This is a genomic window from Flavobacterium sp. GSP6 (assembly GCF_003984855.1).
Taxonomy (GTDB): Bacteria; Bacteroidota; Bacteroidia; order Flavobacteriales; family Flavobacteriaceae; genus Flavobacterium.
Window position 1 is genome coordinate 97,373 of sequence record NZ_RYDO01000006.1, and the last position, 16,013, is coordinate 113,385.

The 16,013-nt window shown below is 34.4% G+C and carries 10 protein-coding genes and 1 tRNA gene; 3 read left to right on the plus strand and 8 right to left on the minus strand.

The genetic code is table 11. From position 1 onward, the window contains the following. Positions 1-16: 16 nt before the first annotated feature. A complete protein-coding gene (locus EKM03_RS08160) occupies positions 17-514 on the plus strand; it encodes an AraC family transcriptional regulator (protein ID WP_233584077.1) in 498 nt (165 codons plus the stop codon). A gap of 342 nt (positions 515-856) precedes the next feature. Next, on the plus strand, positions 857-3,277 hold the full coding sequence (pheT, locus tag EKM03_RS08165; RefSeq protein ID WP_126740164.1) for a phenylalanine--tRNA ligase subunit beta: 2,421 nt from the start codon (positions 857-859) through the stop codon (positions 3,275-3,277). 131 nt (positions 3,278-3,408) lie between these two features. Here the strand turns inward: pheT and EKM03_RS08170 are convergent, their stop codons facing one another. The 7 genes from EKM03_RS08170 to EKM03_RS08200 all read right to left on the minus strand — a co-directional run bounded on the left by EKM03_RS08170 (position 3,409) and on the right by EKM03_RS08200 (position 12,727). Next, positions 3,409-3,963 (minus strand): fasciclin domain-containing protein, encoded by a 555-nt coding sequence (locus EKM03_RS08170; RefSeq protein ID WP_126459586.1) that lies wholly within the window; start codon positions 3,961-3,963, stop codon positions 3,409-3,411. Positions 3,964-4,303: 340 nt separating this feature from the next. Next, positions 4,304-6,085, minus strand: coding sequence for a 30S ribosomal protein S1 (gene rpsA, locus EKM03_RS08175; protein ID WP_126740165.1), 1,782 nt, complete (start codon positions 6,083-6,085; stop codon positions 4,304-4,306). 385 nt (positions 6,086-6,470) lie between these two features. Further along, the gene (locus tag EKM03_RS08180) at positions 6,471-7,847 is read right to left on the minus strand and encodes a nucleoside permease (protein WP_126459580.1); all 1,377 of its coding nucleotides are present in this window, start codon (positions 7,845-7,847) and stop codon (positions 6,471-6,473) included. 75 nt (positions 7,848-7,922) lie between these two features. Next, a complete protein-coding gene (gene cmk, locus EKM03_RS08185) occupies positions 7,923-8,618 on the minus strand; it encodes a (d)CMP kinase (protein ID WP_126459577.1) in 696 nt (231 codons plus the stop codon). 34 nt (positions 8,619-8,652) lie between these two features. Next, positions 8,653-9,675 carry a type IX secretion system protein PorQ gene (porQ, locus tag EKM03_RS08190; RefSeq protein WP_126563737.1) on the minus strand — a complete coding sequence of 341 codons (1,023 nt, stop codon included), beginning with the start codon at positions 9,673-9,675 and terminating at the stop codon, positions 8,653-8,655. Positions 9,676-9,840: 165 nt separating this feature from the next. Beyond that, a complete protein-coding gene (gene lon / locus EKM03_RS08195) occupies positions 9,841-12,291 on the minus strand; it encodes an endopeptidase La (RefSeq protein ID WP_126459571.1) in 2,451 nt (816 codons plus the stop codon). Positions 12,292-12,649: 358 nt separating this feature from the next. Next, positions 12,650-12,727, minus strand: a tRNA-Val gene (locus EKM03_RS08200). 211 nt (positions 12,728-12,938) lie between these two features. On the opposite strand from EKM03_RS08200, the gene EKM03_RS08205 reads away from it, so the two are divergent. Continuing rightward, positions 12,939-14,726 carry an ABC transporter ATP-binding protein gene (locus tag EKM03_RS08205; RefSeq protein WP_126740166.1) on the plus strand — a complete coding sequence of 596 codons (1,788 nt, stop codon included), beginning with the start codon at positions 12,939-12,941 and terminating at the stop codon, positions 14,724-14,726. Between the two features lie 117 nt (positions 14,727-14,843). Here EKM03_RS08205 and EKM03_RS08210 read toward each other — a convergent pair whose 3' ends face one another. Beyond that, positions 14,844-16,013 carry a proline dehydrogenase family protein gene (locus tag EKM03_RS08210; protein WP_126459563.1) on the minus strand — a complete coding sequence of 390 codons (1,170 nt, stop codon included), beginning with the start codon at positions 16,011-16,013 and terminating at the stop codon, positions 14,844-14,846.

Here is a 16,013-nt window from a genome sequence, read left to right on the forward strand (position 1 = left end):
TTTAAAGTTTAAATTTATGAATAGTAATCGTACCTTCATCAACCCACCACATTTATCAAACGAGAAATCGTTAAAAACATTAGTGGAGAACCGAACGGTTTACTCTTTGAACCATTGCGAACTAAATCTTTTTGAAACTTATGAATCATCGGCATTAGTTCCTCTAAAATTTAATGATTTTGTAGTGACCAGCATGCTCAGAGGTAAAAAAGTGATGCATCTTTTTGATGATCCGAGCTTTGTGTACTTACCAGGAGAAACAGTAGTGATTCCCTCAAATGTAGAAATGAAAATTGATTTCCCGGAGGCTACAAGAAAAAATCCAACACAGTGTTTGGCTTTGGCCATAGAGCAAACTAAGATTATAGATACCTTACAGTTTTTGAACGAACGGTATCCTAAAGACGGAAACGACCAATTTTGGCAATTAAACTACCAAAATTATTTTTTCTACAACAATGTAGAACTGGCAGCTACCATCAATAAATTAATCAAAGAATGCATGAGTATTTAATTGGTGCAACAAACTTTCCCCCAATATAATTATCATATTTTGCCTTAAATTCTGGTCTTTGTGCTACGTTATCCATATTGTTATCTGTTTATATTTTATCAAAAATAGTTACCTATTTCTCTTTAGAATAGCACAATTCAGTCAAGTAATAGCATTAAATTTAAATATGTGTTTTTTTAACCTAATTTTATTGTTTAATTCACATATAATTATATTTAAGATTCCTTTATCTGTATTTTTGGTACGTAGTCAATCCATATAAATGAGTTGTAAAAAACCAAAAAAATTGTTTCTTACTCCAAACTGCAATCCTTATATTTGCAGTCTCATTAAAATTAAAAGATGAAAATATCTTACAACTGGTTAAAACAATTTATTAAAATAGACTGGAAATCCGAGGAAACTGCAGCATTACTAACTGATTTAGGGTTAGAAGTAGAAATTGTTGATAAATACCAATCCGTAAAAGGCGGATTAGAAGGCATTGTTGTGGGACACGTGCTTACGTGCATCCAACATCCGGATGCTGACCGATTAAAAATTACCACAGTCGATTTAGGAAATGGCGTTCCTGTACAGATTGTATGTGGTGCCACTAATGTTGCTGCAGGACAAAAAGTGCCGGTTGCTACTATTGGAACCACATTATATGACGCCTCGGGAATTGCTTTTATAATAAAAAAAGGAAAAATTCGCGGACAGGAAAGTCACGGAATGATTTGTGCAGAAGATGAACTAGGACTAGGCGATAGCCATGACGGAATTATGATACTGGACGATGCTTTAGCAGCAGGAACTCCTGCATCCACCGTTTTTAAAATTGAAAATGACGAAGTTTTCGAAATTGGATTGACACCCAATCGTGCTGATGCCATGAGCCATTTGGGAACTGCTCGGGATTTGAGAGCAGGAATGCTGCAAAGCGGTGTCAATGTAGAACTGATCACCCCTTCGGTAAGTAATTTTAGAGTAGATAAAAGAACCTTAAAAATTGATATTGATGTCAAAGAGTCTAAACTGGCTCCTAGATATTGTGGTGTAACCATTTCTGGTATAGAGGTAAAACCATCACCAGCTTGGTTGCAAAACCGATTGAAAGCTATTGGAATCAATCCTAAAAATAATATTGTAGATGTAACCAATTATGTTTTACATGAGCTGGGTCAACCACTTCATGCCTTTGATGCTGCAAAAATTAATGGAAAGATACTCGTACAAACACTTCCTGCCGGAACTAAATTCATTACTCTTGATGATGTAGAACGAACCTTACACGAAGAAGATTTAATGATTTGTGATGAAAAAGGACCTTTATGTATTGCCGGTGTTTTTGGCGGAAAAAAATCAGGAGTAGGTGAACATACCAATTCTATTTTTCTGGAAAGTGCTTATTTTAATCCCGTAAGTATTCGTAAAACAGCGAAAAGACATCAATTGAATACGGATGCTTCCTTTCGATTTGAAAGAGGAATTGACCCAACCATTACCGCATACGCCCTAAAAAGAGCAGCTCTATTAATACAAGAAGTAGCAGGAGGCGAAATAACATCCGATGTTGTGGATATGTATCCAAAAAAATTGGAAGACTTTTCAGTGTTTTTAAATTTTAGTAAAGTCGCTAAAATAATTGGTCAGGAATTACCAAAAGATACGATCAAACAAATCTTAGCGTCATTAGAAATTAAAATCAATAGTGTTTCTGACGCAGGTTTAGGTTTAACCATTCCGGCTTACCGGGTTGATGTACAAAGAGAAATTGATGTAATTGAAGAAATATTAAGGGTTTACGGTTACAATAACATTAAATTTTCAAAAAAATTGAATGCTACTGTTTCTAATTCTCCCAGAAACGAAGACTATAAGATACAAAATCTGATTGCCACACAATTAAATTCTCAAGGATTTAATGAGATGATGGCTAATTCGCTGACGACCGCTTCTTATGTAGCGCTGAGTGAAATACTTAAAGAAGAACATAACGTAACAATGCTGAATCCGTTAAGTGCTGATTTATCAACAATGCGACAATCCCTGTTATTCTCCGGATTAGAGGCTGTTTCCTATAATATTAATCGTAAAAATTCCGATTTAAAATTATTTGAATTTGGAAAATCATACCACAACTATCTTGCTGGTTATGAAGAGAAAAAACATTTGACTTTATTTTTTTCCGGAAACAGAAATCAAGAAAATTGGACTAACGCTCAAAAACCCTCTGATTTCTTTTTGTTCAAAGGCTATGTCCATGGGATCCTTTCAAGATTAGGGATTCAAAAAACACAAAATTTACCTGTTACATCTGATATTTTTTCTGAAGGAATTGCAATTGGATGTCACAAAGATACTTTGGTAGAATTTGGGGTGGTAAAAAAATCAATATTGAAGCATTTTGGAATCAAACAAGAAGTATTTTTTGCGGATTTTAATTGGGCTCTAATTTTAAAATTAATTTCTGCGAAGATAAAATATACCGAGATTCCAAAATATCCGGAAGTGCGCAGGGATTTGGCTTTGCTTATAGATCAAAACATAACTTATGAAAGTATTTATAACATTGCACGTCAGACAGAAAAAACACTTTTAAAAGACATTAATTTATTTGATGTATATCAAGGTCAAAATCTTCCTGAAGGGAAAAAATCATACGCTTTAAGTTTCGCTATTCAAGACTGTTCTAAAACACTGACGGATGCGCAAATTGACAGAATTATGAGCAAGTTGCAAAATAATTTTATAACTGAACTCGGAGCCACTTTGAGATAAGTTCAATTTTATCTAAGTAAAATATAATCCCGATGCTAAAAAACTTAGTATCGGGGTTTTTTTATAACAAAAAAGCCCTGCAAATTGCGAGGGCTCTTAAGACTAACAAAATATCAACCTCTAATCAAAAATTATTGTTTAGGTAATACAACTGCATCAATAACGTGAATCACACCATTAGATTGGTTCACATCAGCAATTGTTACTTTAGATTTTCCTCCATTTTCATCCGAGATATATAAATCTTTACCTTTCATCCAAGCAGTTAAGTTTCCGCCACTAACTGTTTTTAAGGTTGCTTTTCCTTTTCCCATTTTAATTGCTTTAGCAATATCTGAAGCATTCATTTTTCCAGCTACAACATGGTACGTAAGTATTGTTTGTAACATCTTTAAGTTTTCTGGTTTTAACAATGTAGTTACAGTTCCTGCTGGTAAATTATCAAACGCAGCATTTGTTGGGGCAAAAACGGTGAATGGTCCTGTACTTTGTAATGTTTCAACTAAACCAGCTGCTGTTACAGCTGCAACTAAAGTAGTATGGTCTTTAGAGTTTACCGCATTTTCAACAATATTTTTAGTTGGATACATCGCTGCTCCTCCAACCATTACACTTTTTTGAGCGAAAGATGTAGCTCCAAATACTAATGTCATTAATGCAATTGATAAAAATTTTCTAGTTTTCATATTTTTTTTTTAAAAGTTATATAAAAGCATTTACGCACTATTATTACTTTTGGTTTTAAAAAAATAAAAATATTTTTCAAAATATTGATTTTCAAATAATTATATTTTTTTAATAGTGTTATGAAAATGAAACGAAGTAAAATAGCCCAGATGGCAGCAAGTATCCTTTTTATGGTGCTACCCAAAGTTATTTTTTAAAAATTAGTACTGCACAATAAAAAGATACTGCGAACAGCGGGACGATTGTGGATGGTGAACTTATATGTTATGCTCCTTAAAAAGGAAGCAAAAAAAAGCCCCACATTACTGTGGAGCTTTCTATTTTCAAAAAATCAAGAAATTATTTTTTCTCTGACTTTTCCATTTTAGCTTTTAATGCTGCTAATACATCATTACTGTCACCTAAAGTTGATGCCGAAGCATTGTTTGTAGATGATGAAGATGATGTGTTTTCAGTAGCTGTTTTCACATTTTTCTCTTCTTCTTCACGGAAGATAGCAGTGTGAGAGGCAACTACTCTTTTGAATTCTTTGTTGAATTCGATAACTTTGAAATCAGCTGTTTCGCCTTTTTTCAATTTCTTTCCGTCTTCTTTTTCAAGGTGACGTGTAGGAATGAAAGCAACGATATCATCACCAAATTCTACAGTAGCTCCTTTGTCAACAATTTCAGAGATTTCACCGTTATGGATTGTTCCAACTGCAAATGAATCTTCATATTGATCCCAAGGATTAGCAGTAGTTTGTTTGTGACCTAAAGATAATTTACGACCATCAACATCTAATTCTAATACTACTACATCTAATTTTTCACCAACATTTACAAATTCAGATGGGTGTTTGATTTTCTTTGTCCAAGATAGGTCTGAGATGTAAATCAATCCATCAATTCCTTCTTCTAGTTCTACGAAAATACCAAAGTTTGTAAAGTTTCTAACGATACCTGAATGTTTAGAACCTACAGGATATTTAGAAGTGATATCAGTCCAAGGATCTTGAGACAATTGTTTGATACCTAATGACATTTTACGGTCATCTCTGTCTAATGTTAAGATAACTGCTTCAACAATATCTCCTACTTTTACGAAATCTTGAGCAGAACGTAAATGAGTAGACCAAGACATTTCAGAAACGTGGATTAAACCTTCAACACCTTCAGCCACTTCAATAAATGCACCGTAATCAGCGATTACAACTACTTTACCTTTTACTTTGTCTCCAATTGCTAATTTAGCATCTAGAGCATCCCAAGGGTGAGCGTTTAATTGTTTCAATCCTAATTGAATTCTTGTTTTTTCGTCATCGAAATCAAGGATTACAACATTTAATTTTTGGTCTAATTCCAATACTTCAGATGGGTGGTTGATTCTTGACCAAGAAAGGTCAGTAATGTGAATCAATCCATCAACTCCACCTAAGTCAATAAAGACACCATAAGAAGTAATGTTTTTAACAACACCTTCTAATACTTGTCCTTTTTGCAATTGACCGATGATTTCTTTTTTCTGGATTTCGATATCCGCTTCAATAAGCGCTTTATGAGAAACAACAACATTTTTGAATTCGTGGTTGATTTTTACCACTTTGAATTCCATCATTTTGTTTACATATACATCGTAGTCTCTAATTGGTTTAACATCAATTTGAGATCCTGGTAAAAACGCTTCAATTCCGAAAACGTCAACGATCATACCACCTTTAGTTCTGCATTTTACAAAACCATTAACGATTTCTCCTGTTTCGTTAGCCGAAATAACTCTATCCCATGATTTGATAGTACGTGCTTTTCTGTGAGACAATACTAATTGACCTGTTTTATCCTCACGGATGTCAATTAATACTTCAACAGTATCACCTACTTTTAAGCTTGGGTTGTAACGGAATTCGTTCAATGAAATAACACCTTCCGATTTTGCGTTGATATCAACAATAACGTCTCTATCTGTAATTCTAACAACTGTTCCATCTACTACTTCTTCTTGATCTGTAGCGATAAATGTTTTTGAAACTAGTTCTTCAAATTCTAATAAGTTTTTTTGATCCACTGCATCAATACCTTCTTCAAAGTTGTGCCAGTTAAAATTTGCTAAAAACTCTTCTTGTGATTTTACTTGTTCAGACATGCTGATTGAAAATTTGTATTCTGTATTCTCTCGAGTTTCTTAATGTGCTAGAAAACAACAGAAGTTGTTTGTATAATTAAGTAATACCTAAAGGAAACTCTTATTCACCAAAAGGACTGCAAAAGTAACACATTTATCTTAATTTGCAAAATAATTTAAATACGATAATGTCTTGGTTTTTAGGAGCAGTACGTTTTGGGGTTTTTATGACGATTACTCCCGCTTTCCGCTATATCTTTTATACAGTATCTAGCCTTTTGAAGGCTGGATACTGTATAAAAGGATGCCGCTTCACTCGGGGCTAGTTATGTAAATATTTGATTACCAGCATAAAAAAACCGATAGCTATTTTTAGTTATCGGTTTTTTTTATTTTTCTTTCCTTTCTAATGACTTACATTTTCAAAATCTACAGGATTGTGTTTGTGCTTGAATAAAACGGCAAAAGCCAAGGCAATTATCAGTGCATACATAGCAAAAGCCAACCAAATGGTATGCCAGTCTTTCATAAAAATGGCTTTACTAAACAATCCATCAGCCGTAATTGTATTCCCTTGAGCAGTCACAAATTCTAACATCTTTGAATTCGTCGTTTCTGTTTCCAGAAAACCAGCCAAATCTGTAGTATTATTAAATGATTTAGTAAAATATTTATCAATAGCCCATCCCGAAGTAAAACTTCCTAAAACCGCTCCAAAACCATTGGTCATCATCATAAACAATCCTTGTGCCGAAGAACGATTTTTTGGATCTGTGGTGGTTTCAACAAATAATGATCCTGATATATTAAAGAAATCAAATGCCATTCCGTATACCACACAGGACATAATAATCATCCATAACCCGTCTGTAGGATTGCCGTAAGCAAATAATCCAAAACGCAATACCCAAGCCAGCATACTGATCAACATCACTTGTTTGATACCAAAACGTCTTAGAAAAAAAGGAATCGCAAGAATAAATAAAGTCTCCGATATTTGAGAAATCGACATGATAATAGTTGAATATTCCACTACGAAAGAATCAGCATATTTTGGAAAATGTTTGAATTCATCCAAGAAAACATCTCCGTACGCATTTGTTAATTGTAAAGCGCCTCCTAAAAACATGGAGAAAACAAAGAACAAAGCCATTTTATAATCTGCGAATAACTTAAAGGATTCTAATCCTAGTGTTTCCATCACAGAAGCATTCTCTTTAGACAAGCGCTGCGGTTTACATTTGGGTAACGTAAAAGAGTAAATTCCCAAAAGTACTGCTGCTAAACCTGCAATATAAAATTGATATTCCGTTGCTTTATTTCCGGTCAAATTAGTGATCCACATAGCAACAATAAAACCGATTGTTCCCCAAACCCGTATTGGAGGGAAATTTTTGATTACATCTTTATTGTTTAATTTTAGAGCCGTGTAAGAAATTGAGTTACTCAAAGCAATCGTTGGCATATAAAAACACATTGCTAAAAGCATACTATAAATAAAGGTTTCCGGAGTAGTAACTTGTGGGATAAAAAATAATACTGCAGCATACAAAATATGAAGAATTCCATATAATTTCTCAGCATTTACCCATCGATCAGCAATAATTCCGGTTAGTGTCGGCATAAATAAAGAAGCAATTCCCATAGTTCCAAAAACCAATCCAAATTGAGTTCCTTCCCAATTCTTGGTGCCAAACCAATAATTTGCAATGGTAATCAACCAAGCTCCCCAAACAAAAAACTGAAGAAAACTCATTATTACCAATCTATTTTTAATTCCCATGCGATGAATTGTTTTTTTTGTTTTAAAAAATTTACAAGGCGTAAATCTACTATTAAAAATTAAATCTGCAACTAATTATATCGTTTTAGTAATTTCATTTACTAATTCTAAAACAAGCTCAAATTGCTCTTTACGATTTAAATGTGAATTGTCAATTTCTATCGCATCATCGGCCATTATCAAGGGAGAATCTTCCCGGTGAGTATCAATATAATCCCGCTCTTCTACATTTTTGAGAACTTTTTCATACGTGATACTATCGCCTTTTTGAACTAACTCGTCATAGCGTCTTTTTGCTCTTGTGCTTGCACTGGCGGTCATGAATATTTTAAGCTCGGCATCCGGAAAAACAACGGTACCTATATCTCTGCCGTCCATAACAATTGCTTTGTCTTTTCCCATTTCTTTTTGCTGTTCGACTAATTTACTGCGAACCTCAGAAACTTCGGCTACTTTACTGACAAAACTAGACACTTCAATCGTTCTGATTTCAGTTTCGACATTCACATCATTCAAATACATTTCGGCAAAACCCAAATCAGTATTGAATTTAAACTGCAACTTAATATTTGACAAACTATTAATCAATGCTTGTTTATCAAAAAAAGTGGCGTTAACATATCCTTTTTGCATCGCAAAAAAAGTAACGGCACGATACATTGCTCCGGTATCTACAAATACATATCCAAAATGATTTGCGAGTTGTTTGGCTAAAGTACTTTTTCCGGTTGATGAAAAACCGTCAATCGCAATGGTGATTTTTTTGTTCAAAATGTAAAATTTAAAGTTCAATGTTATATCAAAATCATTCTTGAAAATTAATTGTCAATCCAAAAAGGCTTGTATTTCCTGCTAAGGTATATCTTGAATATGAATAATTAAATTTAAGTTTATTTAATTTAAGTCCAAAACCCAATGAAATTCCTGAAAAATTACGTTTCTCGACAATACGTAATTCTTCGGCTCGTCTAAAATTATATCCCAATCGCAAATTAAGGGCTCTTTTAGGAAAAAGCTCTACTCCCATAATTACATGACGCAAAGCATTATTTACAAATGACACCTTCTCTTCGGTTGATTCTCCATTAAATGAAGATGTAGCTCTAGCTGGATTTGAAAAAGCAATATTCCATTGCTGTAAATTCTCTAAAGTAAGATGCCAGCGAATAGGGACATTTTCTAATTCCTGTGACACTCCTGCGATTATTTCTAGTGGCAGTTTTTCATTTGTACCATTATACGTTGAAAACTGTGTGCCTATATTTCGAATGGCCAAAGCCCAATTGACATCATTTTTTTCATCAATAAAAAGAGCGCCTATATCTAACGCACCACCAAAAGAATTATAAATGTCTAAATTTGAAGAAATCAATTTAGCGCTCGCACCAATATGAATATTCGTATAGGGAATATTATAGGCATACCCGAAAGAAAGCGCTATTTCACTTCCAGTAAATGCTGCCGTAGGCTGGCCATTTTCATCAAATCCTTCAAAATTACCATAATTTACATAATTTATACCCGCCTGAAAGGTCTGTAAATGACGATCGTATGTATACGCGTACGAAGCAGTTCCATAAGTCACTTCATTAAAGTAGCTCCCGTAATTCAAAGCCAAATGGTTGTCCATTTCTGCATTTATAGTAGCCGGATTAAAATGGACCTGATTGACATCCTCATCATAAATTGTAATCACTTTCCCGCCTAAAGCTGCCTGTCTTGGTGAGGTCACTAAATTTAAAAACTGATAGGTGTACTTCCCTCCTATTTGACTGTAAGACACAGCACAAACAAAAATAAAAGAGTACAGATATAGTTTTTTTAGCATGCTTTAAATTGGAGTTTGTATAAGTAAAACGCAACTGCGAAGATAAAATTATAAATACAATAAATGGCAACTTTAAAACTGGTAATTACAAATAAAAAAATCCAAATTCCTTTGCTTGAAAATCAAGTTTTAGAAGTTGGATTTTAAATTTAGAATTTGTTTTTATTACAAATCCTTAGCGTTTTTAACCTTTTGATCAGTTAGAGCATATTTCAATACTTCGCTCATTTCTTTTACATAATGAAAAGAAAGTCCTTCCAGATATTCAGGTTTTATTTCATCAATATCACTCTTATTTTCATGACACAGAATAATTTCTTTAATATTGGCTCTTTTTGCAGCCAAAATCTTTTCTTTGATTCCGCCTACTGGCAATACTTTCCCACGTAAAGTAATTTCTCCTGTCATGGCTAGGTTTTTCTTCACTCGTTTTTGTGTAAATAACGAAACTAAGGACGTCAGCATTGCAATTCCTGCACTTGGTCCGTCTTTTGGAGTGGCTCCTTCCGGAACGTGTAAGTGAATGTTATATTTAGAAAGTAGCTCTGAATCCAATCCTAAAAATGATGCATTGGCCTTAATATATTCTAAAGCAATGGTGGCAGATTCTTTCATTACTGTACCCAAGTTTCCGGTAATTGTCATGGTTCCTTTTCCTGGGGAAAGCAACGATTCTATAAACAAAATATCACCGCCAACAGAGGTCCAGGCCAAACCAGTTACTACTCCGGCAACATCATTATTCTCGTATTTATCTCTTTCTAGCCTTGGAACACCTAGCGTTTTTATGATATCGTCATCCGTTACTTTTTTATTATACGCTTCCTCCATTGCAACGGATTTTGCTGCGTTACGGATTACTTGAGCAATTTTAGCTTCTAGGCCACGAACTCCGGATTCACGTGTGTATCCTTCGACAATTTTTTCTAATTGTTTTTTACCAATAGTTAAATCTTTGGTTGTCAAACCATGTTCTTTCAATTGTCTTGGAAACAAATGCTGACGTGCAATTTCTACCTTTTCTTCAATCGTATAGCCTGACATTTTGATGATTTCCATTCTGTCTTTCAACGCAGGTTGAATCGCAGCCATATTATTCGATGTAGCAATAAACATCACTTTAGACAAATCATATCCCATTTCAAGGAAATTATCATAAAAAGAATTGTTTTGTTCCGGATCTAAAACTTCCAATAATGCTGATGACGGATCACCTTGGTTGCTGTTTGATAATTTATCGATTTCATCCAAAACAAAAACAGGATTTGAGGTTCCGGCTTTTTTCAAGCTTTGGATAATTCGTCCAGGCATGGCACCTATATACGTTTTTCTATGTCCGCGAATTTCCGCTTCATCACGCAACCCACCAAGAGAAATTCTAACATATTTTCGGCCTAAAGCTTCTGCTATAGAGCGTCCAATAGATGTTTTTCCAACTCCGGGAGGTCCTGTCAAACAAATAATTGGGGATTTCATATCATTTCGCAATTTTAAAACTGCCAAATGTTCTATCATTCTTTTCTTAACATCTTCAAGACCAAAATGATCTCTATCTAATATTTTCTGTGCTCTTTTTAAATCAAATTTATCTTTAGAATATTCGTTCCAAGGCAATTCCAAAAACAACTCCAGATAGTTTCTTTGAATACCAAAATCAGGCGCTTGGGGATTCATGCGACGCATTTTAGACAATTCCTTATCAAAATGTTTTTTGGTTTTCTCGTCCCATTTTTTGGTCAAGGACTTCTGTAACATTTCGTCCATTTCCTCTTCCTGAGAAACGCCACCTAATTCTTCCTGAATGGTTTTCATTTGCTGGTGCAGGAAATATTCACGCTGTTGTTGGTCTAAATCAAACCGAACTTTAGACTGAATATCATTTTTTAATTCGAGTTTTTGCAACTCAATATTCATGTAGCGAAGCGTTTCTAAAGCCCTTTCTTTCAATTCATTAATCGCCAATAAATCTTGTTTTTCTTTAACTGTCAAATTCATATTCGAAGTCACAAAGTTGACTAAAAACGATTGGCTTTCAATATTCTTGATCGCAAAAGTAGCTTCACTGGGAATGTTTGGACTTTCTTTTATAATCTGAATCGCTAATTCTTTGATTGAATCCAGAATGGCAACAAATTCAGTATCGTTTTTCTTAGGTCTTTTCTCTGGAACTTCCTTGATTTTTGCAGTAATATAAGATGTTTCATCAATAACAGTCTCAATCTCAAAACGTTTTTTACCTTGAAGAATTACCGTTATATTCCCGTCAGGCATTTTCAGTACACGTAAAATACGGGCTACCGTACCTATTTTATGAATATCTGCTTTGGTTGGGTCTTCATCTTCCTCATTGATTTGAGCAACAACTCCAATAGTTTTCCCTGCAGCGTTAGCGTCATTGATCAATTTAATCGATTTATCGCGTCCCGCAGTAATTGGGATTACAACTCCTGGAAATAAAACCATATTCCGCAAGGGCAATATAGCCAATAATTCAGGTAAAGCCTCATTGTTCATTTCCTCCTCGTCTTCGGGAGTCAAAAGTGGAATTAAATCTGCTTCCGAATCAAATTCCTGAAGTGACAGATTGTCAATAGTAAGTATTTTATGATTTGACATATATTTATTTAAGTCTTTTTGTCATTAAAAATTTTCATTTGCCAAGTAAATATATGATATCATAGTATTAATTTAAATAAAATCGTTGTATGACACTAATAATTTGTACAACCCTAAAAGAGACAATCATTATGCCAAAGTAAAAGCAAATTAATTTTATCTTCCTACAAATAATTCGAAAGATATATCTTTCTTTTTTTTTTTAGCTTTTTTCAACACTTGATTCGCATGGATAAATATTACCTATGAAATGTCTTTGATAAATAGGAGGAAGTGTTAGTTTTTGATTCAGTCAGACTGCTAAAAAATTTTTCAAATAAAAAAAGGACAAAGAAGAATTTTTCTTCCTTGTCCCTTATGGTGGGCAATGAGGGGTTCGAACCCCCGACCCCCTCGGTGTAAACGAGGTGCTCTGAACCAGCTGAGCTAATTGCCCTAAACAATGCAGATATTTTCATATCCTTATTGCGAGTGCAAATATACAGCTAGAAATCGTATCTGCAAGCAAAAAAGTAAAAAAAATCAATAAAATAGTGACTCAGTTTTCTTTCGTGCTCTATAATAGCACTTTATCTTTGTAATGAAAAACTAGTATTTTTTTGTATTCATTCGCTATAGTCTTACATTTGCGACATAAACAATAGATAATGGCCAGGTTCAAAGAAAACGATTTACCAAAATCAAAAATTACTGCAAGTTCACTCCAAAAAGCAACTGTAATATTTCAATATGCAGGAAATCACCGATGGAAATTTTATGTAGGATTAGTTTTTTTATTATTCACTGGAGCGACTGCTCTTGCTTTTCCTAAGTTGATGGGAATGCTAATTGATTGTGTGAAAAACAAAGACAATACTCAAGCTAACATGATTGCGGGTGGTTTAATTGTAATCTTATTTCTTCAGTCCATTTTTTCGTTTTTTAGATTGTATTTATTTGTCAATTTTACGGAGAATACTTTAGCTAATCTACGATTATCACTGTACAGCAATTTGGTAAAACTACCTATGTCTTTCTTCTCGCAAAAGCGTGTTGGCGAATTAAACAGTAGAATCAGTTCAGATATTACCCAGATACAAGATACTTTAACATCTACTATAGCCGAATTCTTAAGACAATTCATTTTAATTATTGGTGGCGTTCTTTTATTGGCCAATGAAAGCATCAAATTGACGTTATTGATGTTGTCCGTAATGCCGCTAGTGGCCGTTGCTGCGGTTATTTTTGGGCGATTCATTAGGAAATATTCAAAAAATGTTCAAGATAAAGTGGCCGAAAGTCAAGTAATTGTTGAAGAAACCATGCAAGGCATCAGTATTGTTAAGGCTTTTGCCAATGAGTGGTACGAAATTGCCCGTTACAACGGAAAAATAAAAGAAGTGGTTGCAATTGCCATCAAAGGCGGGAAATACCGAGGGTATTTTGCTTCATTCATTATTTTCTGTCTTTTTGGAGCTATTGTTGCCGTAGTTTGGTTTGGTGTTCGATTGAGTATTAGCGGAGAAATGAGCGTTGGCCAATTGATTTCGTTTGTGTTGTATTCTACATTTGTAGGTGCTTCTTTTGGCGGAATTGCGGAACTATATGCCCAAATCCAAAAAGCGATTGGCGCAACCGAACGTGTTTTTGAATTATTAGATGAAACTCCTGAAAAAATTAATTCGGTACGTGATCCGGCAACAATTGAAAAAATAAAAGGCAATGTCACTTTCAAGAATGTAGCGTTCAGTTACCATTCCAGAAAAGAAATCAAAGTATTAAAAGACGTCAATTTTACGGCTAATTTTGGTCAAAAAATTGCTATTGTAGGGCCAAGCGGAACCGGAAAATCGACTATTGCTTCCCTATTATTGCGTTTTTATACTATTGATGAAGGAGAAATATTGGTTGACGGAAAAAATATTTATGATTTTGATTTAGAAAGTCTTCGTGGAAACATGAGTATTGTACCGCAAGACGTAATATTATTTGGCGGAACCATCAGAGAGAATATTGCTTATGGAAATCCCAATGCTACCGAAGAAGAAATTGTTACTGCTTCAAAACAAGCCAATGCCTATAATTTTATCGAAAGTTTCCCTGAAAAATTTGAAACAATTGTGGGAGAAAGAGGTATTAAACTTTCCGGCGGACAACGACAACGTATTGCCATAGCCCGAGCATTATTGAAAAATCCAAGTATTTTAATTCTGGATGAAGCCACATCATCATTAGATAGTGAAAGTGAAAAACTAGTTCAGGAAGCCTTAGAGATTTTAATGCAAGGAAGAACTAGTATTATAATAGCGCACCGCCTATCGACGATTCGCAGTGCGGATCAAATTTTGGTCTTGGATAAAGGAAAAATCACAGAACAAGGAACACATCAGGAATTAATCGCTCTAGAAAATGGGATTTATAAAAATTTAAGTAATCTGCAGTTTAGCAATTTTTAGATTTCATAAATTTGACATTAAAAAACTCCATTCAATAAGCTGAATGGAGTTTTTTATTAAAACTTTTTATAAATTCTAATATAACTGAATACTAAAATCTGATCACTGACCACTTTCCTACTTCCCTTTTCTTCGATTGCGTTCTGCTTTTATCATTTCTAATTCACGACTCGTTTGTCCCGCTACGGAAGTATTTTCTTCCGCACGACGAATTAAGTACGGCATCACATCTTTTACTGGACCAAAAGGCAAATATTTAGCAACATTATAGCCATTAGCGGCCATATTGTAGCTGATGTTATCGCTCATACCATACAATTGTCCAAACCAGATTCTGTCATCATTAGTTTTTATTCCTTTCTCCGTCATTAATTCCATTAGCGTATAAGTGCTGGACTCATTATGGGTACCTGCAAAAACAGACATTACCTCTAAATGATCCGTCATATAGCGCACAGCACCATCATAATTTTCATCCGTAGCTTCTTTTGAAGCGCAAATTGGTGATGGATATCCTTTTTCAGCAGCCCGAACAATTTCCTTTTCCATGTACGCACCACGAACCAATTTCATTCCGATAAAAAAACCTTCTTTTATAGCCTGTTCATGTAATTTTTTCAAGTAATCCAAACGATCCCAACGGTACATTTGCAACGTATTGAAAACAATGGTTTTTTCTTTATTGTATTTGCGCATCATTTCGGTCACTAAATCATCAGCCGCATCTTGCATCCAACTTTCTTCACCGTCTATCAAAAGAGCAACATTTTTAGAATGGGCATCTTTACAAACTAAATCAAAACGAGCCATCACTCTATTCCATTCTGCCTGTTCTTCTGGAGTCAATGTTTGTTTTTCGCCCAACTTCTCATATAATTCAAAACGCCCAAAACCGGTTGGTTTAAAAACGGCAAAAGGAATGGCTTGGCGTTCTCTCGCAAATTCAATAGTTTTCAAGGTCATTTCAAGCGCGGCATCAAATTGATCTTCGGCTTCTTTTCCTTCTACAGAATAATCCAAAACAGAGGAAACTCCTTTGGTATACATTTTATCTACCACCGAAAGACAGTCCACTTCATTTATCCCACCACAAAAATGGTCAAAAACCGTAGCGCGAATCAAACCTTCAACAGGAAGATTGGCTTTAAGGGCAAAATTTGTAACTGCAGTTCCAATACGTACCAGAGGCTGATTAGCAATCATTTTGAAAAGAAAATAAGCTCTGTCAAGTTCCGTATCACTTTTTAATGAAAAGGCAACTTGAGTATTATTGAATATTTTTTCCAT